Raw genomic sequence first — 24,499 nt, 5'->3', positions numbered from 1 at the left:
TCGCCGCCCGGAGGGGGCTAGTGGCTCAGGGGTTTTGGTTCGGGGTGGGGGGCGCAGGAGGCCGTACCGGTGTCGGGGAGCTCTCCGGTGAGGAGGTACGCGTTGAGGTGCCCGTTCACGCACCGGTTCGGACCCGCCCCGATACCGTGCGTCCCCGCCTCCCGTTCCGTCACGAGCGCCGACCCCGCGAGCCGCCGGTTCAACTCCACCGCCCCCGCGTACGGCGTCGCCGCATCCCGCTCCGCCGCGAGCACGAGCGTCGGCGGCAGCTCACCGGCGCGCGTGCGCACGTCGACCGGCTGCTGGCGCGGAGCCGACCAGTAGGCGCACGGCAGGTTCATCCACGCGTTGTCCCACGTCTCGAACGGCGCCCGCTTCGCCAGCTCCGAGTTGTCGCGGTCCCAGACGCGGAAGTCCGTCGGCCAGGCCGCGTCGTTGCACTGGACGGCCGTGTAGACGGCGTTGCCGTTCTCGTTCTCGGCCGCTGCCCCGGCGATCGGCGCCGCCTGGTCGATCAGCGGCTTCGGATCACCCTCGACGTACGCGGACAGCGCGTACGCCCGCAGCGGCCAGTAGTCGTCGTAGTAGCCGGTCTGGAGGAACGCCGACTGCAACTGGCCGGGCCCGACCTTCCCGCCGGCCGGCTCACGGGACAGCTTCGCGCGCACCTTCTCGTACGAGGCGAGCACCTCGTCGGCCGTCTTCCCCAGGTGGTACGTCTTGTCGTGGCGGGCGACCCACGCCCGGAAGTCGGCCCAGCGGCCCTCGAACGCGGCCGACTGCTCCAGGTTGTTGCGGTACCAGATCCGGTCCGGGGCCGGGTCGACCGCCGAGTCGAAGACCATCCGCCGCACGCGCGAGGGGAACAGCTCCGCGTACACGGCGCCGATGTACGTGCCGTACGAGGCGCCCATGAACGTCAGCTTCTTCTCGCCGAGCGCGGCCCGCAGCACGTTCAGGTCACGGGCGTTGTTGAGCGTCGTGTAGTGCTCGATGCCCGGGTTCTTCTCCACGCACGCCCGCGCGTACGCCTTCGCCCGCTCGACGCGCTTCTCCTTGTACGCGGCCGAAGGGTGCGTCGGCGACTGCGTCGGGGCCTTCTGGAACGTCTTCGGGTCCTCGCAGGACAGCGGCGCCGACCGGCCCACACCGCGCGGGGCGTAGCCCACCAGGTCGTACGCGGCGGCGATGTGCCGCCACTCCGGGGCGGAGGCGGCCATCGGGAAGTACATGCCGTTGCCGCCGGGGCCGCCGGGGTTGAAGACGAGCGCGCCCTGCCGCTCGACCTCGCGGGCCTTGTCGGCGCTCTTGTCCTTGCCGGACGCCTCGATGCGGCTGACCGTCAGCTTGATCTGCTTGCCCGAGGGGTTCGCGTAGTCGAGCGGGACGGAGACGGTGCCGCACCGGACGGACTTGGGGAGGTCCTCCACCTCCGGGCACGTCTTCCAGTCGATCCCCGCGGACGCGGCGCGCACCGCGGCGAGGGTGGTGCCCACGGTCTCGGAGGGGTACGGCGGGGCGGGCGCCGCGGCGCCCGCGGGGGCGGCGGCCAGGGCCGAGAGGATCAAGGATCCCGCGGTGGCGCAGAGGGCCGGGGCTGCTCTCATCGGTGGGGTGCGTCCCTTTCGTCGGGGTGCGTCGGGGCCGCGGGACCGGTCGGGCCCGCGGGCCGGTGCCGCTCACGAGCGGTGCCCGAGCGGCTCGCGAACGACTCGCGAACAAAAGGGATCCTTGGGGCGGGAGTTGGCGAAGTAAAGCACCAGGTCGTGGATGTCGGAACGATGACCCGCACGCGTGGTACCTGCCGACTTCAGCGCGCGGAACGGCTCACTCGGTGGTATGCCGCCCCGCGCCGGTCAGCGCCGCCCGCAGGTGCGGGTCGTCCACCGCGCCCACCCCGCGCACCGCGACCGCGAGCAGCCCGCCGTGCTCCGCGGGCCGGTCGGCGAGGAGCCGCTGCCCGGCGGGCGAGGCCCAGCGCGTGTACGCGTGCATCTCGATGCGGGCGAGCGTCAGACAGCTCAGTGTCAGCAGCAGCGGGAGGCCGAACCACAGGGCGACCGGGCCGCCCTGCCGCGCGCCCTCGCCCGGCAGCAGGACCGCGAGCACGCCGAGCACCACGACCGCGGCGGCCGCCTCCCGTACCTGCCGCACCGCGCCGGTGAGGGTCGTGCGCTCCCGGTCGGGCGTCGCGAGCCCGGCCGCGACGAGCCGCTCCGCGAGGCCCCGCACCGGGTCCCCGGCCGCGGCCGCCGCCCGCAGCGGCGCTATCGGCGCCTGCCCCTCGGGCCCGATCGCGCCGAGCACCGAGCGCTCCATGGCGTCCTCACCGACCGGGTCGACGACGGTCGCCCAGCCGGTGTGCGCGAGCAGCAGGCGCCGGCTGCGGGCCATCGACACGAGCGTCACGTCCGCGACCCGGTCCGGGCCGCCGGCCAGGAACGCCGTCTCGTACAGCGACAGCTCGGTCGCGTCGAAGCGCGGGTCGTGGCGCGCCTCCCCGCGCTCGCTCTCGGCGGCGCGCACGGCCGCGAGGCAGAGCCGCCCGCAGGAGACTCCCGCGGCGGCGCAGGCGACGAGGAGGAACAGGACCCACAACATGCGCAGTTTCTACGACAGTTGTGCGGGCGCCGCTACAGCGTGTTCACGATGTGGACACGCCGTGCCCACGCGGTGACCCGTCCCCTTCCTTCTCTCCTCTGTCGCCCTTGCCCTTCCCCTTGCCCCGGTCGCCCGGGGTGGCCGGTTTCGGGCTGGAGGCGGCGGGCGGCAGGGAGAACGACGGGGTGGGGGACGGCGAGACCGGCGTCGGGGTGGCCGGGGCCGCGGTCGGGCCCGGTGGGGCGGGGGAGCGGGTCGCGGGCGGCGGGCTCGCGGTGGCGCCGTCGCGGGCCAGCGCGTCGAAGTCGACGAGGCCCGTCGCCTCCAGGACCTTGATGTGGTCGAGGACGGTGGTGTTGGCGTCGTCGGCGAGTTCGCGTACGAGGGTGTTGCGCGTGGAGGCGCGGACCTGGGCGACGAGTGAGAAGACCTGGCCGTGGGCGCGGCGCAGGATGTTGGCGAACCTCCGCTCGTAGTCCTCGCCGCGCGCCGCCGTCAACTCCCGTAGCCAGCCCTGCTGTTGGGCGTTGGGCTGGTTCGGCAGCTCCAGGTTCATCCGCGCCGCGACCTCGCGCACCCGTGCGTCCAGGAACGTGTGCCCCTCGATGAGGTGCTCGCCGGCCGTCTCCACCGCCTTGCTCGGTGCCCGCTCCTGCGCCTGCTGTCCGGCGGGCAGCTCCCACAGGCCCGCGAGCCGCACCTTGGTGATGAACAGCCGGTCGGTCGCGGACAGCGGGCCGAATCTGGTGGACACGCTCTGGGCGTTGAGCTCGTCGAGCCCGGTGCCGGAGCGGTCCGCGTAGGACCAGAGGGGGAAGACGAGGGCGGCGAGGGTGGCCATGAGGCCGGTGACGATGAGGGTGGTGCCGGTGACGGGTGGGAACAGTCGCATGGTGCCTCCTGGTGCGGTCCCGCACGCTAGCCGCCCCCCACACCGACCCGTCGGCCATCCACCCCGTCTACGCCAACTTCGGTAGACCGGACCCGGTTCCGCCCTTGCACGGTGTGCGGCCGGGGCAAATCAAGCCCCTGCGGCGATTGAGCAGCGGGGTCCGGGGCGGAGCCCCGAGGCCGGGGCCACGTCCGGCGGCCCAAAGACGTGGGGCGCTGCCCCACACCCCGCTGCTCAATCGCCGCAGGGGCTTGAATGCGGTCAGCCGCGCCGCAAGGCGAGGGTCGCGGTGCGGAGGGCGCGGGTGACGGGGCGGTGAGCCAAGGGCGCGGGACCCGCGCGGTCCAGCCACCACCGGCTCAACTCCCGCCGCACCCGCGCCCCCCGCACCCGCCGCCCCACCAACACCCCCTCGGCGAAGTCCAACGCATCCCGCCGGTACCCACCCGTCATCGGCCGCCGCCGCGCATGCGCGAGGAACAGCGCCCGGTACTCCGACTCGCCGAGAATCGCGGGGAGTTCGGGCGCCACCTTGGCGACCACGTCGGCCCGCTTGGCCGCGAGCGCACGACTCTGCACCGCGAGCCGCTCCCGGTCGAACCCCTCGGGAACCGGCGTACCGGCGACGAGCGCCGACAGCAGCGCCGCCTGGTCGAGCGCGAGCCGCTGCCGCACGGCGTCGTCCACCGGCACCGCCTCCCGCGCGGCGGCCACGGGCGCCGCCTGTGCCCGGGGGTCGGAGCCCGCCGCGACGGTCTCCCGGATCGCCTCCACCTCGCGCCCCAACTCCCCGAGATCCGCCGGGAAGTTGTCGTCCCGTTCCAGCAGCACACCGGGCGGAGCCACCCGCGAGACGAGCTCGGCCAGCACGTCGAGCACGACCTGCGGCACCGGGTGCGCGTGGCTGTCGTGCCAGACCCCGTCACGCTCGAAACCGCCCGCGACGTGCACGTAGGCGATGGCCTCGACCGGCAGCTCGGCCAGCGCCTTCGCCGGGTCCTCGCCACGGTTGACGTGGTTGGTGTGCAGGTTCGCCACGTCGATGAGCAGCCGGACGCCCGTGCGCTCCACCAGCTCGTACAGGAACTGGCCCTCCGTCAACTCCTCGCCGGGCCAGCCGAAGAGCGCCGCGATGTTCTCCACCGCCAGCGGCACCGGCAGCGCGTCCTGGGCGATCCGCACGTTCTCGCACAGCACGTCGAGCGCGTCGCGGGTGCGCGGCACGGGCAGCAGGTGACCCGCCTCCAGGAGCGCCGACGCGGTGCGCTCGCCCCCGGCGCGTACGTACGCGATGTGCTCGGTGACCAGCGGCGACCCGAGCGCCTCGGCGCGCGCCGCGAGGTCGGCGAGCCGCTGCGCGTCGGGCCGCTCGGCCCCGCCGAGGCCGAGCGAGACGCCGTGCGGCACGACGGTGACGCCGCGCTCGCGCAGCCGCAGCAGGGAGTCGGGGAGATGGCCCGGACAGAGGTTCTCGGCGACGGCCTCGACCCAGTCGATGCCGGGCATGGCCTCGACCGTCTCCGCGATCTCGGGTCGCCAGCCGATCCCGGTACCCAGCTTCAGTTCCACGGAACTCCCCCTCCTCCGCCCGCCGCCTCGGCTTTTCGGTGTCATGACCCCGGCGGCGCTCCACGAACCCATCAACGGGGACGTTCAGAGCAACATTTGAGGTTTCACCCACGAGCGGCGGTCCGACGCAAAGGGCTAGGACCCGCTCGGCCCACCCGTGCCGTCGATGTCCGCCACGACCGTGCACGACCCCGGCGCGATCTCCGTGAAGCCGGCGTCCCGTACGACGGGCAGCCCGCTCGTCGTCAGCGCGGGCCAGCGCGCCGCGTCCGCGGTGCGCACCGTCAGCGGGAAGCCCGCCTCCCGCCACTCCTTGCGCCGCGCGTCGGAGAGCTCCCACCAGGCGAGCTGGGCGCCGTGCCCGGCCTGCGCCATGGCCTTCCCGGCCGTCATGTCGAGGTCCGGGTTGAGCCACAGCACGGGGGTCGCCGGGGCCGGGGCGGGCGGCTGCTCCGGGTCGTCGAGGTCCGTGCCGGAGACCTGGAGCCGGGCCAGGTCCTTGGGCCATCCGTCGAGCGGGACCGGCGGGAAGACCCGCACCTCGGCGGAGCCCGCGGTGACCGTGATCCCGTCGAGGGCCTCCGCGCGACGCCACTCCGCGCCCCTGGCCCGCCGTACGACCTTGCGGATCCGGGCGTCCTGCCAGTCCCGCATCGCCTGCGCCCACACGCCGTCGCCGACCGAACGCTCGTCGGAGAGGATCACCAGCACGGCGCGCGCCGCGGCCTCCAGGGCGTCCGTGCGGGACGGGGGCGTGGCCCGCTCCAGGCGTACGACGAGCGGCAGCACGAACTGCGGGGCCTCGTCACGGGAGGTGGGCTCGGTACGGAAAGGGCTGTCGGCGGAGCCGCCGGTGCCGTCGGTGCGGGAGTCGTCGCTGGTCACGCCCTCCAGTCTGCCAGCAGCCACCCACCGGCCCGGCTCCCGCCCGGCGTGCGGGACCATGAGCGCATGCTGGTCACGCTCCGCGGCGCAGGCCGCCGTTACGGACTCGGTGGGCCCTGGGTGCTGCGCGATGTGGACCTGGACGTGCCCGACGCGGCCGTGCTGCGGGTCCGCGGGCCCAACGGCACCGGGAAGTCGACCCTGCTGCGCCTCGTCGCCGGCATCGACGCGCCGTCCGAGGGCCGGGTCATCGGCCGCCCGCGCACGGCCTACGTCCCCGAACGCTTCCCGCCCGCCCTGCCGTTCACCGCCCGCGCCTATCTGACGCACATGGGCCGCATCCACGGCCTGGGCCGGGCGACGGCCGCGCGGCGGGCGGGGGAGTGGCTGGAACGGTTCGGCGCCGCGCCTTGGGCGAACGCGCCGCTCGCCGAACTGTCCAAGGGCAGCAGCCAGAAGGTGGCGGTGGCCGCGGCCCTGCTCGCGCAGCCGGACCTGCTCGTCCTCGACGAGGCGTGGACCGGCCTGGACGCCGCGGCCCGCACCACCCTCGACACCGTCCTCACGGAACGCGCCGCGTCCGGCGCCGCCGTCCTCTTCGTGGACCACGACCCGCACCGCCTCGCCGCCGCCGCGCAGGCCACGTACGAGGTGACGGCCGCGACGGTCGTACCCGGTACGAGGACGGGCGCGGCCCCGCCACCGGATCGGGCAACTGCGTTGCCAAGAAAGGGAGTTCGTGATGGCGCTGTCCGTATCGACGCCGCAGGGCCCCTCGGCCGCGAGCCCGTGCTCCCGCAGGCGCACACCGTCGTACGGCTCGACGACCGCACCGTGCGGATCACCGTGGACGCCGCGCGGTCCGACGCCGTGCTGCGGGCGCTGCTCGACGACGCGGCGGGGTGGCACATCGTCGGGGTCCGTACGGTCGAGTGCCCGGAGGGACGCGGATGACCACGGCGCTGCTCGCCTACCAGACGGCCCTGTTGCTGCGCTCGCAGCGCTGGCTCGCACCGGTCGTGCTGTACGCCGCGTTCGCCGCGGTCGGCGTGCAGGTGGGGCAGCCGGTGCTGGACTCGCTGGCGTACGTCGCCGCCGCGCTGCTGCCCGTCGGGGCGTGGCTGGTGCGGATCTGCGTGAGCAACGAGCCGCCCGCAGCGCGCAGTTGCACCGCGGCGGCGACCGCGCCGTGGCGTGCCCACCTGGCGAGCCTGGTCGCCGGGTGCCTCGCCACGGTGGCCGTCGGCGTCGTGGCGGCCACCGTCGTGGTGCTGATCAGCGACGGCGTGAGCACCGACCGGCAGGTGCGCGTCGCCATGGCCCCGGCCGCCGGAGCGGGGCTGCTCGCGGTCCTGGTCTGCGCGCTCATCGGCGCCGCCGTGGGGGCCGTCACCACGTGGCCCGTGGTGCGCGGCACCGGACTCGGCCTCGGGGCGCTGGTGCTGTGCGCCCTCGTCGCGCTGATCGCCCCCGGTTCACCGGCGAAGGCGGCGGTGAGCGGACTGGTGACCGGTTCGCAGGACGGCTCGGTGCCGCTCCCGCTGCTGCCGCTCGCGGGGGCGCTCCTGCTGGCCGCCGCCTGCGCGGCCACCGCCTGCGCCCTTGCGTCCCGCCGCTGAGCGCCGGTCGGACGCGGGCGGGCGGCTAGGGCCTGTCGTGTGGATCAGGCCCTAGCCCGAGCAGGCGCTCCGCTGCGCCTCCTGCCACTCGCACACCGGGCACAGCGTCGCGCCCTTCGTCGACTCCGGGTACTCGGTGGGCTTGCGGCACAGCACGCACTCGGCCCTCGGTTCGTCGGGCGCGGCGGTGGGTACCGGGCGCTCCTCGGGGGCCCCGGCGCAGTAGTCGGCCATGGCTCCAGCGTACGGTTCACGCCCGGCGCGCGCCCCCGACCAGCTCCGACACCCGCACGAACCGGTACCCCCGCTCCCGCAGCCGGGGCACCACCGACCGCACGACCCGCTCCGTCGTCGGCGCCGCGCTGCGCGTGCAGTGCATGACGACGACCGAACCGGGCCGCACCCCGTCGAGCACCTGCCGGGTCACCGCGTCCGCGTCCGTGGCGAAGGCGTCCCCGCTCACCACGTCCCACTGCACCGCCGTCACCCCGGTCGGCGTCAGCGCCCGCAGCGCCGCCCGGTCGTAGCAGCCGCCGGGGAACCGGAAGTACGGCACGACGTGCTCGACGCCCGCCTTCCGGAACGCCGCGAAGGCACGGTCGACGTCGGCGCGCATGTCCCGCGCCGGCACCCGTGGCAGCCCGTAGCAGTTACCCGTGAAGGCGTAGTGGCTGTACGAGTGGTTGGCGACCTCGAAGAGCCGGTCCCGGCCGATGTCCCGGGCCGCCGCCGGGTACTCCTCGGCCCACCGTCCGGTCATGAAGACGGTGGCCGGGACCTTCAGGCGCCGCAGCGTCCGGACCAGCCGGGGGTTGTCGAAGCGCTCGCCGGCCCGTGCCCGCGCCCCCTGGTCGGCCGTCATGTCGGCGTCGAAGGTGAGCGCGACGGTCTTCTCCCGGGTGGCGGCGCCCCGCTCGAAGACGGGCGTCGTGCCGCCGGGGCCGGGGGCCAGCGTCGGCGTCGGGGTCGGCGTGGGGGGCGTCTTCGTCCTCGGCGCGGCCCCGGGCCCGGGGGAGGACGTGGACCGTGCCGCCCCCGGTACGCCCGACGGCGTGGGGTCGCCGCATCCGGCGAGTCCGAGAGTGAGGGCGCCGAGCGCGCAGGTCGCCGTCACGCGGCGTACATAGCTGATCACGCGGTGACGATAGCCCCGTAATCGTCACAAATCGTGCAAATTGCTCTCGCGGGGAGTGATCCCGAACAGCGGGGTACTCGGGCCCCATGACCACACCAATCGCCTTCCCCTCGACCTCGGTCCTGCCGTTCGCCGCGGGGCTGGTCATCGCGCTGGCCCTGATCTGGATCGTCTGGTTCGGCATCCGCAACCGCCGCCGCGAGCCGGGCCCGCCCGATCCGTCCGAGCAGCCGAAGCTGCCCCCGGAGGGCCCGGTCGGCGAGGTCCGTGAGATGCGGGAGGCCGACGAGGTCCCGCGCACGGACAACGGCAACGAACGCCTGACGCCGCACGAGCTGAACGGCTTCGGCAACGCCGGCAGCAAGCGCAGCGAGGACCAGCGGCCGCGCCGCTGGAGCCGCGGCGGCAGCGGTTCCTTCGGCAGCGGCGGCTCCGGCAAGACCTGAGCCGTTCGGCGGACCCGTTTCCGCCACCGGCGCCGTCGACGCGCGCCTGCCCCGACGGCGCCGGTCGACTGCTGTCCGGGGCCCGGTCTCACCGGCTCCCCGGGACGGCCCGGGGGCTCACCGGCCGCCCGCGGCCCGCGCCTCCTGACGCGCCCGCCGTCGGTGCGCCCTCAGCAGGGCGGCTCGTTCGGTCTCGGACGTGCCGCCCCACACGCCTGTCGTCTGCCCGGTCGCCAGGGCGTGGTCCAGGCACGCGGCGCGCACCGGGCAGCGGTGGCAGATCTCCTTGGCGGCCTGTACGTCGTGCACGTAGGGCCCTGTCGTGCCGACGGGGAAGAAAAGCTCAGGATCCTCCCCCACGCACGCGGCCCTCTCCAGCCACTCCATTTCCCTCTCCCTCATGGGCACCGGCATAGCGGCGCGGGTGCCCATGAGGAGCCGCCGAAAACGCCGAGTTTGAGGGGTGCGGGCCCGGGGGACTCGGGTTCCGGCCCGAGTGGCCAGGGGAGCGAAGGGAATCGGGGCCGGGGGGCCACACACCCCCGGCCCCGGTGTCGCTGCCGAGGGCCGTGAGTCGGCTCCGGAAACACCGCCCGGAGCCAGGAGTACGGGAAGCGAGGCCGGGCGGATGACCCCATCGCAGAGGAAGCCGAGGCGGCTCCGCCGCCCCGACTGGCCGGTCCTGCGCCAGCTCACCGGGTCCGCCGACCGCACGGGCCGCGGCGCCTCCGCCGTCTCGGCCCCCACCCGCGCCCTGCGCCCCCGCACCGACACCGCGCACCGCGTGGCGAAGACGGTCTGCCCGTACTGCGCGGTCGGCTGCGGCCAGCAGGTGTACGTCGCCCCCGACGAGCACGGCGAGGACCGCGTCGTCCAGATCGAGGGCGACCCCGACTCCCCGGTCAGCCGGGGCAGGCTCTGCCCCAAGGGCGCCGCGACCCTCCAGCTCACCACGGGCGACGCCCGCCGCCACCAGGCCCTGTACCGGCGCCCGTACGCGAAGGACTGGGAGCCGCTCGACCTGGCCCGCCGCGCTCGCCGCCGCCGCGGAGGCCGCGGCCCTGAAGGCGGCGAAGGCGCGGCTCGGCGAGACGGCCGAGACGTACGAGGAGGGCAGGGCGGGACGGCTGCTGCGCACCGCCGAGGCGCTGACCGCCGGAGGCGCAGCCCTCGCCGCGCTCGCGGGCGGCCGCAGCCGTGCCGCCGCGGCCACGGCGGGCCTCGCCCTGCTCGCCGGTTCCGCCTGCACCCGCTTCGGGATCTTCGCGGCGGGCATCGCCTCCGCCGAGGACCCGCGGTACACGGTGGTGCCGCAGAAGGAGCGGCTCGACGCCCGTGCATGATCACCGCACAGCGGGTACCCGTACGCGTGCCAGGCCGAAGACCGCACGAGAAGGGACGCACGCCATGCCCAGCGGATCCAACGCCAAGCGGGAACGTCAGTACGAAAAGATCAAGGAGAGCGCCCTCGACCGCGGCGAGAGCACGTCGCGCGCCAAGGAGATCGCGGCCCGCACCGTGAACAAGGAGCGGGCGAGGAGCGGCGAGTCGAAGACGGCCAGCCGTACCTCCAAGAAGGACATCTCGTCCGGCCGCCGCGGCGGCCTGCGCTCGCACCAGGGCTCCGGGGGTCCCACGAGGGACCAGCTCTACGAAGAGGCCAAGGACCGGAACATCAAGGGCCGCTCGAACATGAACAAGTCCCAGCTCGCCAAGGCGCTGGGGCACTGAAGGGGAACAAGGGGAACCATGACCAATGACCCGGGTCCCGAGATCCGGCCCGAGACCCCCGGCGGGCGCCCGCCGGCGATCCCGCGCGATCTGCCGGACCAGGAGGCGGGCGCCCACGAGGTCGATCCGCTCGACGTACCGGTGGAGAAGGACGAGGGCGACAACGACACCTCCGTGCCCGACTCCGACGAGGCCGGCACGGGCCGCCGCGGCGCCCCCCACACCAACGGCACCCGCGCCGACCAACCCACCCCGGACGAACCCTCGGGCTGACTCCTTCAAGCCCCTATGGCGAGGTCCACTGAAGCCCCTCCGGCGATTGAGGAGCAGCCCATTAAAGCCCCTCCGGCGATTGAGGAGCGGGGTCCGGGGCAGAGCCCCGCGACGTGAGCGACCGGACTACGCAAGGGCCCGCGCCACCACGTCGTAGACCCCCGCATGGGCCACCGCACTGGCCGGAACCTCCGGGTTCCACGCCAGCACGGTGGCCCGCCCCGCCACCTCCGCCCAGTACGGATCCCCGGCGTACTCCTCCCGCGCCGCCGCATTCGCCCGCGCGTCCACGAGCACCACGTCCGGCGCGAGCGCGGCGACGTCCCGCCACGTCCCGGTGTACCAGTTCGCCCCGGGCCCCCGCGGCGGCGCGGCCATGGTCACACCGAGTGCGCCGAGCGCGCTCAGGTCGGGCCATTTGTCGGGCCGGGCGAGGTGCACGCCGTCCGCCCCGGCGGGCGACAGGGCCAGCACCGTGACACCCGGCGCGCGCCGCGCCGCCGCGCCCAGCTCCCGCTCGGCCCGCGCCAGGTCCTCCCGCGCCTCGGCGGACTCGGCGAACCCGAGCGACCGCCCGAGCTCGGCGAAACGTTCCCGCACCCCGCTCAGCGCCCGCCCCTGACCCACGTCGATCACGACGAGCGGAACGTGCTCCTCCAGGTGTTTCGCCGTATCGGGCTCGATGCCGTACACCTGCCCGCCGCCGTAGGTGAGCGCCACGACGAGGTCGGGCCGCGCCGCGAGCACGTCGTCGAGGCCGAGCCCCGCTCCGGCGCCCAGGTACGCGACCTCGTCCAGCGGCAGAGACCCGGACTTGGCGCGGTCGGGGTGGTCCCCGTCGTGGTACGAGCCGAATATCCCGACGGGGCGTACGCCCAGATCCCACAGGCTCGCCCCGGCCTGGATGTAGGCGACGACGCGCTGCGGCGTCGTCGGCGCGGACGTGAGGTGCCCGCGGTCGTCGGTGAACTCCCATGCAGTGGTTGACCGTTGTTCCATGCAGGGAACTTGCCCAGGGCACTCGCACGAAACGCGGCGCGCCGCGCGCGAAAACCGGCCACGGGGGAACCGGCCATCGCGCGCGGCGGCCGTCGCGCCGGACCGCTCAGTGCCAGGGGCCCGTCACGGCGAACGTCGTCCCCGGCGTGTAGCAGTTCACGTACATCGTGTCGCCGTCCGGCGAGAACGTGACCCCGGCGAACTCGCCCCACTCCGGCGCCTCGGGCGTCCCGATGTTCTGCCGCCCGCGGGCCATGGCGTACACCTCGCCCTTGCGCGTCAGCCCGAACACGTGCTGCGCGCCCTCGCCGTCCTCGCAGACCATGAGGCCGCCGCTGGGCGCCAGGCAGATGTTGTCGGGCTCCTCGCCCGGCAGCTGGACGTCGGTGTCCGGGCCGAACACGATGACCAGCGTCAGCCTCCGCTTGCCCGGCTCGTAGCGCCACACCTGCCCGTAGTGGTCGGCCGCGGAGCCCTCCCGGCTGCGGGCGTACGAGGAGACGAAGTAGACGCTCGACCCGCCCCAGTAGCAGCCCTCCAGCTTCTGCGCGTGGGTGATGCCCTTCGGTCCGAAGTCCTGGTTGCGGATGGGCGTCTGCGCGGCCAGCGGGTCCGGTACGTCGACCCACTCGACCCCGCCGAAGGTGGCGCCGGTCTCCTGGACGGCCGACAGGTCCGGCACCCCGGGCACCCGCATGGCCTGCAATGTCCCGCCCGCGCGCAGCGAACCGAGGCCGCCGAGCGGCTTCTTGGGCAGGAAGCGGTAGAAGAGACCGAAGGGCTTCTCGAAGGCGTCCTCGGTCTCGTAGACGACGCCGCTGCGCGGGTCCACGGCGATCGCCTCGTGCTGGTAGCGGCCCATCGCGGTGAGCGGCACGGCGCCCGAGCGGTGCGGGTCGACGGGGTCGACCTCGAAGATGAAGCCGTGGTCCTTGGTGTAGCCGTTCGTCCCGGCCTTGTCCTCGGTCTCCTCGCAGGTGAGCCAGGTGCCCCACGGGGTGGGCCCGCCCGCGCAGTTGACCGCCGTACCGGCGATCCCGACGCGCTCGGAGACCACGTTGTTCCTCCGGTCCACGGTCAGCGCCGTACAGCCGCCCTTGCCCATCGGGTCGTACGTCAGACCCTCGACGGTCGGCACGCCGATCTTCCCGGTGACCCGGTTCTCGTGGTTGCGCACGAGGTGGACGCGGCCCTGTCTGCCGGCGAACGCCGCCATCCCGTCGTGGTTGGAGGGCACGAGGCCTTCGCCGGAGCGCAGTGGCTCGCCCTCGCGGGACAGGACCTTGTAGCGGAATCCTTTCGGCAGGTCGAGCAGTCCGTCCGGGTCGGGCACCAGCGGCCCGTATCCGGCCCGCCCCTGCGCGGCGGCGGACCCGGCGAACAGCTCGGACAGGCTCCCGGCGAAGGCGATGCCCACGCCGAGCGCGCCGGAGCGGGCGAGGACTTGACGTCGTGTTGCGGACTGCCGTGCATCTGCGGTGCGTGACATGGGGCAACCTCCTGCTGGCGGACAGGAACTGTGACCCGGCTGTGTTTATCACGTGCCTTTCCCCGCGGGAACCACGCGCGTAGCACCGGCGTTTCGTGCATCACCCATGAAACGCCCGACCTGCGGGTTACTCGTGCACGAGCCCCTTGGCGTCGCGGGCGAGCGCGGTGAGGCGGGAGATGGCCCGGAAGTACTTCTTCTTGTAGCCGCCGTTCAGCATCTCCGCGCTGAACAGCTGATCGAACGGCTGCCCCGAGGTGAGGACCGGGATCTCCCGGTCGTAGAGCCGGTCCGCGAGGACGACGAGGCGCAGCGCGGTCGACTGGTCCGGCACGGCCGACACGTCGGTGAGGCAGACCGCCTTCAGGTCGTCGGTCAGCGCCCCGTACCGGCTGGGGTGCACGCGCGCGAGGTGCTCCAGAAGGTGCGGGAAGTCGTCGAGCGAGGCGCCCTCGGTGGCGTACGCCGCCTTCGTGACCTGCTCGTCGGTGAACGGCGCGGGGGCCTCGGGAAGGCCGCGGTGCCGGTAGTCCTCGCCGTCGATGCGCAACGGCCTGAAGTGCGCCGACAGGCCCTGGATCTCGCGCAGGAAGTCGGCGGCGGCGAACCGGCCCTCGCCGAGCTTGCCCGGCAGCGTGTTCGACGTCGCGGCGAGCGCGACGCCCGCCTCGACCAGCTTCCCGAGCAGCGACGACACCAGCACCGTGTCCCCCGGGTCGTCCAGCTCGAACTCGTCGATGCACAGCAGCCGGTGGCCGCTGAGCGTCTTGACGGTCTGCTGGAAGCCGAGCGCGCCGACCAGGTTCGTCAGCTCGACGAACGTGCCGAACGCCTTGTACTCGGGCTCCGCCGCGGTCGCGTGCCACAGCGAGGCCAGGAGGTGGGTCTTGCCGACGCCGTAACCGCCGTCGAGGTAGACGCCGCGCGGCCCGGCCGGGGCCGCGGGCTTCTTCCCGAAGCCGAACAGGCCGCGCTTCCTGCCCGCCCCGGACGCGTGCGCCCCGCCGAGACCGGCCGCGAACGCGCTCAGGACCCGGACGGCCTCGGTCTGGCTCGGCTGGTTGGGGTCCGGGATGTAGGTGTCGAAGCGCGCCGTGCTGAACCGCGGGGGCGGCACCATCTCGGCGACCAGGCGCTCCGCGGGGACGTGCGGCTCACGGGCGCACAGGGACAGCGGCGCCGCGTCGGGTATGGGGCTGATACCCATCGGACTGGACTCCCGGGAGTCGGCGGCTTCGAGGGATGACGACACGGTTACCCAGCTTAGTGGTCGTGCCACACTGCACGACATGCGACGCCTGTTCCCTGTGACGTACGAAACAGCAGATGACAAGGGGTACGAGGGGAGGGATGCCGGCTCGGCCGCCCGCGGGTGGACCCTCGACGAGCTCGCCGGGGCCTACGCCTATCCGCCCGAGGCGGAGCGCGCGCCGTGGCTGCGGGCCAACATGGTCTCCACGCTCGACGGCGCCGCCCAGCACGACGGCCACTCCCGGCCCATCTCCAACGACACCGACATGCGGATCTTCGGCACGCTGCGCGCGCTCGCCGACGTCGTCGTGGTCGGCGCCGAGACGGTCCGCGCGGAGGGCTACCGCCCGGCACGCGCGCGGGAGGCCTTCGCCGCGCGCCGGGAGGCGGCCGGTCAGGGGCCCGCCCCGCACATCGCGGTGATCAGCGCGAGCCTCGACCTCGACTTCGACCTGCCGCTGTTCACCGAGCCGCTGGTGCCGACCCTGCTGCTGACCGGCGCCGGCGCCCCGGCCGACCGGGTGGAGACGGCGCGCAAGGCGGGCGTGGAGGTGCTGATCGCGGGCGACGGCGCGGCGGTCGAGCCCGACCGCGCGGTGGCGGCACTGGGCGGCCGGGGCTTTCGCAGGCTGCTCACGGAGGGCGGCCCGAGGATGCTCGGTCAATTCGTCGCCGCAGGGGTACTCGACGAGCTGTGCCTGACCCTGTCCCCGATGCTCACCGCCGGCGATGCCCAGCGCGTCGCGGGCGGCCCGACCCTGGCCGTACCGGCGCGCTTCGAACTGAAGTCCTTGTTGGAGGAGGACGGATTCCTCTTCAGCAGGTATTGCGGGACGCGCGGCGGACATTCGGCGGAATGAGTCGTTCCGTTTAGCTTTGACTGGGCACACTAAATCTCGTCAGACCCCGTGCGAATGCGGGGCAGGATGGTTTCCGCAGGTCCGCTGGTCCACCCGGTGGGTCGACGACGGTCGGCTCACGGTAGGAGAAGAAGGGCGCCCGTCGTGTTCACGAGCGTATTGATGATCGAGAAGGCCCTGACGTCGGCCGACGTGGAGTTTGTCACCACCTTGCACGGCGACGAGAACGTCTCCTTCCACGTGCTGCTCCAGCCCCGCGGAGACCAGGCGGACCGCCTGCTGCGGGCCATCGACGACGTGGCGATGGGGGAGTTCGACGAGGCCGGCAAGGAGAGCGAGGTGCCCGAGGGCGAGGACGCCAGGGGCCCGGCGGAGCGGGCCCTCGCCGTCTCCCTCACCGCGCTGCACCAGGCGGGCAGCGAGGCGGTGGGCCGGCTCATCGAGGACCACCCGCTGGACGCCCTCAAGGCGCTCGTCGAGGAGGTCAAGGCGGACGAGGTCATCGTGCTGACCGACCCGCACTACGTGGAGGAGTTCTTCCACCGCGACTGGGCCTCGCGCGCCCGGCACCAGGTCGGCGTTCCGGTCCTGAAGCTCTTCTCGCACAGCAAGGCATAGCGGGCGAAGGGGAGAGATGCGGAGCGGGCCCGGCCGAGGCAATAGGCTGGGCCCGTTCCGCTGCCGCGCAGGCAGCGGGCCCGTACATCCAAGGACACCAGGGGAGAGACACGTATGGCACCCGGCCTGCCCACCGCCATGAATCGACCGCACTTCATCGGCATCGGCGGCGCCGGCATGTCGGGCATCGCCAAGATCCTCGCCCAGCGCGGCGCCCGGGTGGCCGGCAGCGACGCCCGCGAGTCCGCGACGGCCGAGTCCCTGCGCGAGCGCGGCGCGACCGTGCACATCGGCCACGACGCCGCGCACCTCGCCGCCGACGCCAGCTGCGTCGTCGTCTCCTCGGCCATCCGCGAGGACAACCCGGAGCTGGCCCGCGCCACGGAGCTGGGCATTCCGGTCGTGCACCGCTCGGACGCCCTCGCCTCCCTCATGGACGGCCTGCGCCCGATCGCCGTGGCGGGCACGCACGGCAAGACGACCACGACGTCGATGCTCGCGGTGTCCCTGAAGTCCCTCGGCCTCAACCCGTCCTACGCCATCGGCGGCGACCTCGACGAGCCCGGTTCCAACGCCGACCACGGCGAGGGCGAGATCTTCGTCGCCGAGGCCGACGAATCGGACCGCAGCTTCCACAAGTACAAGCCGGAAGTCGCGATCATCCTCAACGTCGAGCTCGACCACCACGCGAACTACGCGTCGATGGACGAGATCTACGAGTCCTTCGAGACGTTCACCACGAAGATCGTCCCTGGCGGCACCCTCGTCATCGCCGCCGACCAGTCCGGCGCCGCCGAGCTGACCCGCCGGATCCGCGACACCACGTCCCTCAAGGTCGTCACCTACGGCGAGTCCGAGGGCGCCGACATCCGTATCCACAAGATCACCCCGCGCGGCCTGACCAGCGAGGTAACGGTCCTCCTGGACGGCAAGCTGCTCACCTTCACCGTCTCGGTCCCCGGCCGCCACTACGCGCAGAACGCGGTGGCCGCGCTCGCCGCGGGCGTCGCCATGGGCATCCCGGCCCGGAACCTGGCCTCCGCCCTCAAGACGTACACGGGCGTCAAGCGCCGCCTCCAGCTCAAGGGCGAGGAGAACGGCGTGCAGGTCATCGACTCGTACGCCCACCACCCCACCGAGATGACGGCCGACCTGGAAGCCATGCGCTCCGCCGCGGGCGAGGCCCGCATCCTCACGCTCTTCCAGCCCCACCTGTTCTCCCGCACCCAGGAGCTGGGCAAGGAGATGGGCGCCGCCCTCGCCCTCGCGGACGCCTCGGTCGTCCTCGACATCTACCCGGCCCGCGAGGACCCGATCCCCGGCATCACCAGCGACCTGATCATCGACGCCGCGCGCGAGGCGGGCGCCGACGTGCAGGCCGCCGCCGACAAGGACGCCGCCGTCGCAGCGGTCGCGGGAATGGCCAAGCCCGGAGATCTTGTTCTCACCATGGGCGCGGGCGACGTCACGGACCTCGGCCCGCGCATCCTGGACCAGCTGAAGCGCCTCTGAAGGGACGAGCACATGGCGTACGACGTAGAGAAGCCGGACGAGCAGTGGCGCGCGGAGCTGAGCCCGGCGGAGTACGCGGTGCTGCGCCAGGCCGGCACGGAGCCCGCGTTCGTCGGTGAGTACACCGACACCAAGACCAAGGGCGTCTACTCCTGCCGGGCGTGCGGCGCGGAGCTCTTCACGTCCACCGAGAAGTTCGAGTCGCACTGCGGCTGGCCCTCGTTCTACGACCCGAAGAACTCCGACGCCGTCGAACTGATCGAGGACCGCTCCCACGGCATGGTCCGCACCGAGGTGCGCTGCGCGCGCTGCGGCTCGCACCTCGGCCACGTCTTCGAGGGCGAGGGGTATCCGACGCCCACGGATCAGCGGTACTGCATCAACTCGATCTCACTGACGCTGAGCCCCGAAGGGGAGTGAGGTCCGGCCGGCCCCGGCGGCGCTCACCGCGCCGCCGTCGCCGGCTCGAAGGCCGGGTTGCTCTCGCACTCCGACATGATCTCGGTGTTCGTCTCCTTGTTGATCGGGCACGCGCCGATGACGAACCGCGACTGCACGCCGCCCGGGAAGGCCACCTCGACCTGGTCGGCGTACTTGTGGGTGTCGCCGATGGTCTCGTTCACGTCGATGCCGTTCGGGGCGTCGATGTAGTAGTTGTACGCGCCGCCCCGCATCCACTTCGTCCACTTCTTGAACAGGTCGTGGTCGCGGGTGGTGGAGACGAACGGCGAGGGCTGGTTCTTCAGGACGTACTTCTCCAGGTCGTACTGCCCGTTCTCGACGTCCTTCGCCTCGAAGCCCTCCTTGAAGATGACCGCCGGGGCGCGCCCGTCCGCCCGGTACAGGGTCTGGCAGTCGCCGCGGTACGCCGGCTCCGGGGAGATCCGCTCCAGCGGGACGCGGTCGATCGCCGCGTAGAGGCGGTCCGGGACGACGGGGCAGGAGGGGGCGGCCTTCGCCGCGGCCACGGGGCTCTTCGCGTTCTCGGCGGCGTCCGGGGCGCTCGCCGTGGCCGACGGCGCGGACGCGAGCGCGAGGACGGAGACCGCGGCGGCGGGCAGGGTGGCGAGGCGGCGGACGGAACGGGGAATGTTGTTGATCATCACGGGATGAACCTTCGGCGGACCGCGGCCGCGATCCCCGCAACTCACCGGATCGTGGGCGTGTACGGCGTGCGGGACGCATGCGCTGCGCCGGGCGTGAACACCCGTAGTTCCTTGATCCCGTTGATGAAGTTCGACACGAGGCGCTTCGGCGGCGCCGCGAGCGTCAGGACCGGGAGCACCCGGCCCACCTCCTCGTACAGCACCCGCAGTTGGAGGCGCGCGAAGTGGGCGCCGAGGCAGACGTGGGGGCCGTCCCCGAACGAGACGTGGGGGTTGGGGGCGCGGGACAGGTCGAGGGTGAACGGGGCCCGGAAGACGCGCTCGTCGTGGTTGGCCGAGGCGTGGAAGACGACCACCTTGGCACCGCGCCCGATGCGGGTGCCGCCCAGCGAGATGTCCTGCGTCGCCGTGCGGCGGAAGGTCAGGACCGGCGGGTGGCGGCGCAGGAGTTCGTCCAGGGCGAGTGCGAGGCCCGCCTCACCGGTGCGCAGCCGTTCGTACGCGGCGGGGTTCTCGGCCAGCAGCGCCAGGCCGCCCGGCGCGGCGCTGCGGACCGTGTCGTTGCCCGCGATCGTCAGCAGGAAGAAGAACATCTGGCGTTCGGACGGCGTGAGTTCGGGGTCCGTCGCGAGCGTGGTCATGATGTCGTCGGCGGGGTGCGCCCGCTTGTGGGCCGTCAGTTCGTCGGCGTACGCGAACATGTCCGCCAGCGCCGAGGGGGAGCGCGGGTTCACCGGAGGGCCGTCGCCGGGGTCCGCCGCCTCGTCCGGGTCCTGGTAGCCGATGACGCGGCGCGTCCAGTGCAGCAGCAGCGCGCGGTCGGACTCCGGGACGCCGAGGAGGTCGGCGAGGTTCAGCAGGGCGTAGTCGTCGGTGACCGTGCCGACCAGGTCGACCGTCTCCGCCGGACCGCCCCCAAGTGCCGTGCGCAGCAAGGATCGTGCCCGGTGGCGGGCCGCCTCCTCGAAAGCCGCCACCCGGCGCGGTGTGAACGCCCGGCTCACCAGGCGGCGCAGGCGGCCGTGGGCCGGCGGGTCCTGGTTGAGCATCATGGAGCGGATGAACGGGAGGTCCGCCGGATCGGGATCGCGGATCTGGGTCGCCCCCAGCGACGAGGAGAACGCCGTCGCGTCCTTGAGGACCCGCACCACGTCCGCGTGCCGGGTGACCGCCCAGAAGCCGGGGCCCTCCGGCCAGCCGAGGACCGCGGGCTCCGGCTGCCACGCCACCGGGTGGTGGTCCCGCAGCGCCCGGTAGCGCTCGTGCGGGACACCGCGGGCGTAACGGCGGGGGTCGAAGACGTCGGGGACGGCCTCGGTGCGCCCCGCCCTCACGCGCGCGTGCGCTTCACGACGCGCGGCGTCCGGCCCGCCCGGTCCGCGCGCAGGAAGTCCTCCATGACGCGGATCAGCGCCAGCGGCGCCTCGTCCATCGCGTAATGGCCGCACACGGGCAGGTCGACGAGCTCGCCGCGGGTGAACCAGGTCAGCCACGTCGACCGCATGAGGGACGCCGAAAGGGCCGGGTCCAGCTGGCCGGTGATGGCGAGCGCCGGGACCGTACAGGGCTGAAGCTCCGCGTGGAAGTCGTCGCCGGTCCACGAGTCGAGCCACGCCCGGAACGCCTTGGCGTCACTGCGCGCGAGCGAACGCTCCACCATGCGGTCCAGCCACGCGCCGGGGCGCACGCCGCCCGTGGTGACGTCGAGGATCGCGCGGCGGTTGGCGGGGGAGGAGTCGGCCGTCGCGAACAGCTCCCACTGCTCGGGCGGCATCGGCAGCCCCGACGCCGGGACCGGCGACACCCCCACGATGCGCCGCACCCGCCGCTGCGCCGTCGCCACCACGCGCTGCGCCACACTGCCGCCCATCGAGTGCCCGACCAGCGAGAAGCGCTCCCAGCCGAGCCGGTCCGCGAGGTCCAGCACGTCAGCGGCGCCCTCGGCCGTCGTGTACGCCCCCGGCGTCTGTTTCGCCTCCCCGTAGCCGCGCAGGTCCACGAGCGCGTACTGGAAGGAGACACGGTCGAGGTCCGCCACGACCGGCGCGTAGGCGGAGCGGTCGGCGAACCAGCCGTGCACCGCGATCACTTTGTGCGGGCCGTCCCCGTGCAGTTCGTACGGCAGGGCGAAGGTGGAGGCCACGTCGACTCCCAAGGGATGTGGAACGAAGCGGTGCGGGACGCCTCCCACGGTGGCGCGGCGCCGGGCCCGGCCACAAGGGGGCGCACGCGCGCGTGGCGGCGTACGCCGTGGCTGATCGGCGACAATGGACGGGTGACCTCCCCGTCGACCCCGCCCGACCGTCCCGACCTGCGCGCGGACTGCGCGGACTGCTTCGGCCTGTGCTGCGTGGCCCTCCCGTTCGCGAAGTCGCACGACTTCGCGCACGACAAGAACGCGGGCACGCCCTGCCGCAACCTCCAGGCCGACTTCCGCTGCGGCATCCACGCCCGGCTGCGCGACGAGGGCTACCCCGGCTGCACCGTCTTCGACTGCTTCGGCGCGGGGCAGAAGGTCTCCCAGGTCACCTTCGAGGGCGTCAGCTGGCGGGAGCGGCCCGAGAGCGCCCGCGCCATGTACGAGACCTTCCCGGTCGTGCGGCAACTGCACGAACTGCTCTGGTACTTGAGCGACGTCCTGGAACTGGCCGCCGCCCGCCCCGTGCACCTGGAGGCCCGCCGGGCCCGCGAGGACATCGAGCGGCTGACCCGCGCGCGCAGCGACGAACTGGTCGCGGCGGACGTACCGGCCGTGCGCGGCGCCGTGAACGCCCTGCTCCTGAAGGCGAGCGAACTCGTACGCGCCGACGTGCCCGGCGCCCTCGGCCGCAAGAAGAACCACCGCGGCGCCGACCTGGTGGGCGCCCGGTTCCGGAAGGCCGACCTCAGGGGCGCCAACCTCCGCGGCGCGCTCCTCGTGGCGGCGGACCTCACGGACGCCGACCTGCGCTCGGCCGACCTCATCGGCGCGGACCTGCGGGACGCCCGGCTGGCCGGCGCCGACCTCACCGGCGCCCTGTTCCTCACCCAGGCGCAGGTGAACGCGGCGCGCGGCGACACCGCCACCCGCATCCCGGCGGGCCTGCGGCGCCCCGCGCACTGGGCGTGAGCCCTCGCGGGCAGGGCCGGGCACGGGATCCAGACGCGCCCTTCCCCGAACCGGTGGCGGGCACTCCCCGGTTCACGCGATGGTGCGATCATGTGCCGCCCCGAGGATGCCGGTTGACGCCCACGGGTAGGGCGGCGCTCATGACACACGAGTCCTCCCAGCCCTTCCACCTGCCGCGTTTCTACATGCCGTACCAGGCCCGGCTCAATCCGCACCTGGACGAGGCGCGGGCCCACTCCGCGGTGTGGGCCCGCGAGATGGGCATGCTGGAGGGCAGCGGCGTCTGGGAGCGGAGCGACCTGGACGCGCACGACTACGGCCTGCTGTGCGCGTACACCCACCCCGACTGCGACGGCCCGGCGCTCTCTTTGATCACCGACTGGTACGTGTGGGTCTTCTTCTTCGACGACCACTTCCTGGACATGTACAAGCGCACCAACGACCGCGAGGCGGGCAAGGCGCACCTGGAGCGGCTGCCGCTGTTCATGCCGATGGATCTCGACACACCCGTGCCGGAGCCGCGGAACCCGGTGGAGGCGGGCCTCATCGACCTGTGGCGGCGCACCGTCCCCGCGATGTCGTCGGACTGGAGGCGCCGCTTCGCCGCGTCCACGGAACACCTCCTGAACGAGTCGATGTGGGAGCTGTCCAACATCAACGAAGGGCGGATCTCCAACCCCGTCGAGTACATCGAGATGCGCCGCAAGGTCGGCGGCGCCCCCTGGTCGGCGGGGCTCGTGGAGTACGCGACCGCCGAAGTCCCGGCCGCCGTCGCCGAATCGCGGCCGCTGCGCGTCCTCATGGAGACGTTCGCCGACGCCGTGCACCTGCGCAACGACCTCTTCTCGTACGAGAGGGAGGTCAGGGACGAGGGCGAACTCTCCAACGGCGTCCTGGTGCTGGAGACCTTCTTCGGCTGCACCACGCAGGAGGCGGCGGAGGCCGTCAACGACGTGCTGACCTCGCGGCTGCACCAGTTCGAGCACACCGCGCTGACCGAGGTGCCCGCGCTCTCCGTGGCCAAGGCGCTCACCGCGGACCAGGTCGCGGCCGTCGCCGCGTACACGCGCGGCCTCCAGGACTGGCAGTCCGGTGGTCACGAGTGGCACATGCGCTCCAGCCGCTACATGAACAAGGAGGCCGCCGCGCAGGCCGCGCCGCCCCTGGGCGGGCCGAGCGGCATCGGGACGGGCGCCACCGACATGCGGGCGCTGCTCGACGCCGTCGGGGCGAAGCGCCTGCGCGCGTACACGCACGAGCCGTTCCAGAAGGTCGGCCCCTCGCTGATCCCCGACATCCGCATGCCGTTCGCCCTGACGCTCAACCCGGAGCTCGACGGGGCCCGCGCGCGGCTGCTGCCGTGGATGCACCGCACGGGCATGCTCGGGGAGGGCGTGTGGGACGAGGACAAACTCCGCGCCTACGACCTGCCGTTGTGCGCGGCGGGCCTCGACCCCGACGGCTCCGCGGAGGCGCTCGACCTCAGCTCGCAGTGGCTCGCCTGGGGCACCTACGGGGACGACTACTACCCGCTGGTCTTCGGACACCGGCGCGACCTGGCCGCCGCCCAACTGTGCACCGCCCGGCTCTCCGCGTGCATGCCCGTGGACGGCGAGGAGATCCCGCCGCCCGCCAACGCCATGGAGCGCGGCCTCGCCGATCTGTGGCGGCGCACCACGGCCGACATGACGCCGGAGCAGCGGCGCACCCTCAAGGACGCGGTCGAGGTCATGACGGAGAGCTGGGTGTGGGAGGTCGCCAACCAGCTCCAGCACCGCATCCCCGACCCGGTCGACTACCTGGAGATGCGCCGCGCCACCTTCGGCTCCGACCTCACCCTCAGCCTGTGCCGGATGGGCCACGGCCCCGCCGTGCCGCCCGAGTTGTACCGCACCGGGCCGGTGCGGGCCCTGGAGAACTCGGCCATCGACTACGCGTGCCTGATCAACGACGTGTTCTCGTACCAGAAGGAGATCCAGTACGAAGGCGAGATCCACAACGCGGTCCTCGTCGTGCAGAACTTCTTCGGCGCGGACTACCCGACGGCCGTCCGCATCGTCGGCGACCTCATGAACCAGCGCATGAAGCAGTTCGAGCACATCGTCGCGCACGAACTGCCGGTGCTGTACGAGGACTTCGGGCTCGACCGCGAGGCGCGGGCGGTCCTCGACGGCTACGTCGGCGATCTGCGCAACTGGATGGCGGGCATCCTCCACTGGCACCGGGAGGTCGACCGCTACCGCGACAGCTGGCTCGCGCGCCGCGCCCACGGGTTCGTGCCGGACCGGATTCCGGCGGCGCCGGTTCCGTTCGGTTTCAGGAACTGCACGTCCGGATTGGGCGGTTCAGGGAACTTTGCTGGGACGTCAGCCGTCTTGTGAGGTGAGACGGCCGTGCGCGGCCG

25 protein-coding genes and 1 pseudogene are annotated in these 24,499 nt (G+C 73.2%); 12 read left to right on the top strand and 14 right to left on the bottom strand.

From position 1 onward, the window contains the following. Nucleotides 1–17: 17 nt before the first annotated feature. The 5 genes from ACYBSK_RS27615 to ACYBSK_RS27595 all read right to left on the bottom strand — a co-directional run bounded on the left by ACYBSK_RS27615 (nt 18) and on the right by ACYBSK_RS27595 (nt 5,947). A complete protein-coding gene (locus ACYBSK_RS27615; protein ID WP_460243749.1) occupies nt 18–1,607 on the bottom strand; it encodes an alpha/beta hydrolase in 1,590 nt (529 codons plus the stop codon). A 220-nt stretch (nt 1,608–1,827) separates the two neighbouring features. Further along, nucleotides 1,828–2,601 (bottom strand): TIGR04222 domain-containing membrane protein, encoded by a 774-nt coding sequence (locus ACYBSK_RS27610; protein ID WP_460243748.1) that lies wholly within the window; start codon nt 2,599–2,601, stop codon nt 1,828–1,830. Nucleotides 2,602–2,644: 43 nt separating this feature from the next. Next, on the bottom strand, nt 2,645–3,493 hold the full coding sequence (locus tag ACYBSK_RS27605; protein ID WP_460243747.1) for a DUF4142 domain-containing protein: 849 nt from the start codon (nt 3,491–3,493) through the stop codon (nt 2,645–2,647). A gap of 261 nt (nt 3,494–3,754) precedes the next feature. Continuing rightward, on the bottom strand, nt 3,755–5,107 hold the full coding sequence (locus ACYBSK_RS27600; protein ID WP_460243746.1) for a multinuclear nonheme iron-dependent oxidase: 1,353 nt from the start codon (nt 5,105–5,107) through the stop codon (nt 3,755–3,757). A gap of 90 nt (nt 5,108–5,197) precedes the next feature. Next, nucleotides 5,198–5,947, bottom strand: coding sequence for an aminoacyl-tRNA hydrolase (locus ACYBSK_RS27595; protein ID WP_460243745.1), 750 nt, complete (start codon nt 5,945–5,947; stop codon nt 5,198–5,200). A 66-nt stretch (nt 5,948–6,013) separates the two neighbouring features. On the opposite strand from ACYBSK_RS27595, the gene ACYBSK_RS27590 reads away from it, so the two are divergent. Together ACYBSK_RS27590 and ACYBSK_RS27585 are read left to right on the top strand one after the other, a co-directional pair. After that, the gene (locus ACYBSK_RS27590; RefSeq protein ID WP_460243744.1) at nt 6,014–6,901 is read left to right on the top strand and encodes an ATP-binding cassette domain-containing protein; all 888 of its coding nucleotides are present in this window, start codon (nt 6,014–6,016) and stop codon (nt 6,899–6,901) included. Further along, the gene (locus tag ACYBSK_RS27585) at nt 6,898–7,566 is read left to right on the top strand and encodes an ABC transporter (protein WP_460243743.1); all 669 of its coding nucleotides are present in this window, start codon (nt 6,898–6,900) and stop codon (nt 7,564–7,566) included. Before ACYBSK_RS27590 ends, ACYBSK_RS27585 begins: the two co-directional genes overlap by 4 nt. 51 nt (nt 7,567–7,617) lie before the next feature. Here ACYBSK_RS27585 and ACYBSK_RS27580 read toward each other — a convergent pair whose 3' ends face one another. Both ACYBSK_RS27580 and ACYBSK_RS27575 read right to left on the bottom strand, forming a co-directional pair. Beyond that, on the bottom strand, nt 7,618–7,800 hold the full coding sequence (locus ACYBSK_RS27580) for a hypothetical protein (protein ID WP_460243742.1): 183 nt from the start codon (nt 7,798–7,800) through the stop codon (nt 7,618–7,620). Between the two features lie 16 nt (nt 7,801–7,816). After that, a complete protein-coding gene (locus ACYBSK_RS27575; protein WP_460243741.1) occupies nt 7,817–8,701 on the bottom strand; it encodes a polysaccharide deacetylase family protein in 885 nt (294 codons plus the stop codon). An 86-nt stretch (nt 8,702–8,787) separates the two neighbouring features. Here ACYBSK_RS27575 and ACYBSK_RS27570 point away from each other — a divergent pair, with 86 nt between their 5' ends. Continuing rightward, entirely contained in the window at nt 8,788–9,147 is a 360-nt protein-coding gene (locus ACYBSK_RS27570; protein WP_457479945.1) for a DUF6479 family protein, read from the top strand. 117 nt (nt 9,148–9,264) lie between these two features. On the opposite strand, the gene ACYBSK_RS27565 is transcribed toward ACYBSK_RS27570, so the two are convergent. Then, nucleotides 9,265–9,549, bottom strand: a complete 285-nt coding sequence (locus ACYBSK_RS27565) for a WhiB family transcriptional regulator (protein WP_457479944.1) — start codon at nt 9,547–9,549, stop codon at nt 9,265–9,267. A 226-nt stretch (nt 9,550–9,775) separates the two neighbouring features. On the opposite strand from ACYBSK_RS27565, the pseudogene ACYBSK_RS27560 reads away from it, so the two are divergent. From ACYBSK_RS27560 to ACYBSK_RS27550, 3 genes and pseudogenes are all read left to right on the top strand, one after another. Then, nucleotides 9,776–10,171, top strand: a pseudogene (locus tag ACYBSK_RS27560) (formate dehydrogenase); the annotation flags it as partial. Nucleotides 10,172–10,554: 383 nt separating this feature from the next. Continuing rightward, nucleotides 10,555–10,878, top strand: a complete 324-nt coding sequence (locus tag ACYBSK_RS27555) for a plasmid stabilization protein (RefSeq protein WP_457479943.1) — start codon at nt 10,555–10,557, stop codon at nt 10,876–10,878. A gap of 18 nt (nt 10,879–10,896) precedes the next feature. Then, nucleotides 10,897–11,151, top strand: coding sequence for a hypothetical protein (locus ACYBSK_RS27550; protein ID WP_460243740.1), 255 nt, complete (start codon nt 10,897–10,899; stop codon nt 11,149–11,151). A 126-nt stretch (nt 11,152–11,277) separates the two neighbouring features. Here the strand turns inward: ACYBSK_RS27550 and ACYBSK_RS27545 are convergent, their stop codons facing one another. The 3 genes from ACYBSK_RS27545 to zapE all read right to left on the bottom strand — a co-directional run bounded on the left by ACYBSK_RS27545 (nt 11,278) and on the right by zapE (nt 14,846). Further along, a complete protein-coding gene (locus ACYBSK_RS27545; protein WP_460243739.1) occupies nt 11,278–12,150 on the bottom strand; it encodes a TroA family protein in 873 nt (290 codons plus the stop codon). A gap of 106 nt (nt 12,151–12,256) precedes the next feature. Beyond that, nucleotides 12,257–13,639: a PhoX family protein gene (locus ACYBSK_RS27540; protein WP_460243738.1), complete on the bottom strand. Its 1,383-nt coding sequence runs from the start codon at nt 13,637–13,639 to the stop codon at nt 12,257–12,259. Between the two features lie 127 nt (nt 13,640–13,766). Beyond that, nucleotides 13,767–14,846, bottom strand: a complete 1,080-nt coding sequence (gene zapE, locus ACYBSK_RS27535) for a cell division protein ZapE (protein WP_457479939.1) — start codon at nt 14,844–14,846, stop codon at nt 13,767–13,769. A gap of 82 nt (nt 14,847–14,928) precedes the next feature. Between zapE and ACYBSK_RS27530 the strand changes: the two genes are divergently transcribed. From ACYBSK_RS27530 to msrB, 4 genes are all read left to right on the top strand, one after another. After that, entirely contained in the window at nt 14,929–15,750 is an 822-nt protein-coding gene (locus tag ACYBSK_RS27530; protein ID WP_460243737.1) for a pyrimidine reductase family protein, read from the top strand. Nucleotides 15,751–15,894: 144 nt separating this feature from the next. Next, complete coding sequence (locus ACYBSK_RS27525; protein WP_460243736.1) at nt 15,895–16,368, top strand: indole-3-glycerol phosphate synthase; 474 nt, start codon at nt 15,895–15,897, stop codon at nt 16,366–16,368. 114 nt (nt 16,369–16,482) lie between these two features. Then, a complete protein-coding gene (gene murC, locus ACYBSK_RS27520) occupies nt 16,483–17,880 on the top strand; it encodes a UDP-N-acetylmuramate--L-alanine ligase (RefSeq protein WP_460243735.1) in 1,398 nt (465 codons plus the stop codon). Between the two features lie 12 nt (nt 17,881–17,892). Next, a complete protein-coding gene (msrB, locus tag ACYBSK_RS27515; protein ID WP_460243734.1) occupies nt 17,893–18,300 on the top strand; it encodes a peptide-methionine (R)-S-oxide reductase MsrB in 408 nt (135 codons plus the stop codon). A 23-nt stretch (nt 18,301–18,323) separates the two neighbouring features. Here msrB and ACYBSK_RS27510 read toward each other — a convergent pair whose 3' ends face one another. From ACYBSK_RS27510 to ACYBSK_RS27500, 3 genes are read right to left on the bottom strand one after another with little or no spacing between them, the layout of a single operon-like run. Then, nucleotides 18,324–18,983, bottom strand: coding sequence for an ADP-ribosyltransferase (locus ACYBSK_RS27510; RefSeq protein ID WP_460243733.1), 660 nt, complete (start codon nt 18,981–18,983; stop codon nt 18,324–18,326). A 44-nt stretch (nt 18,984–19,027) separates the two neighbouring features. After that, nucleotides 19,028–20,320, bottom strand: a complete 1,293-nt coding sequence (locus ACYBSK_RS27505) for a cytochrome P450 (RefSeq protein ID WP_460243732.1) — start codon at nt 20,318–20,320, stop codon at nt 19,028–19,030. Then, nucleotides 20,317–21,129: an alpha/beta fold hydrolase gene (locus tag ACYBSK_RS27500; RefSeq protein WP_460243731.1), complete on the bottom strand. Its 813-nt coding sequence runs from the start codon at nt 21,127–21,129 to the stop codon at nt 20,317–20,319. The genes ACYBSK_RS27505 and ACYBSK_RS27500 overlap by 4 nt, the downstream gene beginning before the upstream one ends. 132 nt (nt 21,130–21,261) lie before the next feature. Here ACYBSK_RS27500 and ACYBSK_RS27495 point away from each other — a divergent pair, with 132 nt between their 5' ends. Further along, nucleotides 21,262–22,095, top strand: a complete 834-nt coding sequence (locus ACYBSK_RS27495; RefSeq protein ID WP_460243730.1) for a pentapeptide repeat-containing protein — start codon at nt 21,262–21,264, stop codon at nt 22,093–22,095. Nucleotides 22,096–22,235: 140 nt separating this feature from the next. Then, on the top strand, nt 22,236–24,476 hold the full coding sequence (cyc2, locus tag ACYBSK_RS27490; protein WP_460243729.1) for a germacradienol/geosmin synthase Cyc2: 2,241 nt from the start codon (nt 22,236–22,238) through the stop codon (nt 24,474–24,476). Nucleotides 24,477–24,499 lie beyond the last annotated feature (23 nt).

The sequence above is a fragment of the Streptomyces sp. BYX5S genome, assembly GCF_054724165.1.
The sequence above is the reverse complement of the archived record's forward strand: the minus strand, read 5'-3'. Positions and strand labels throughout refer to the sequence as shown.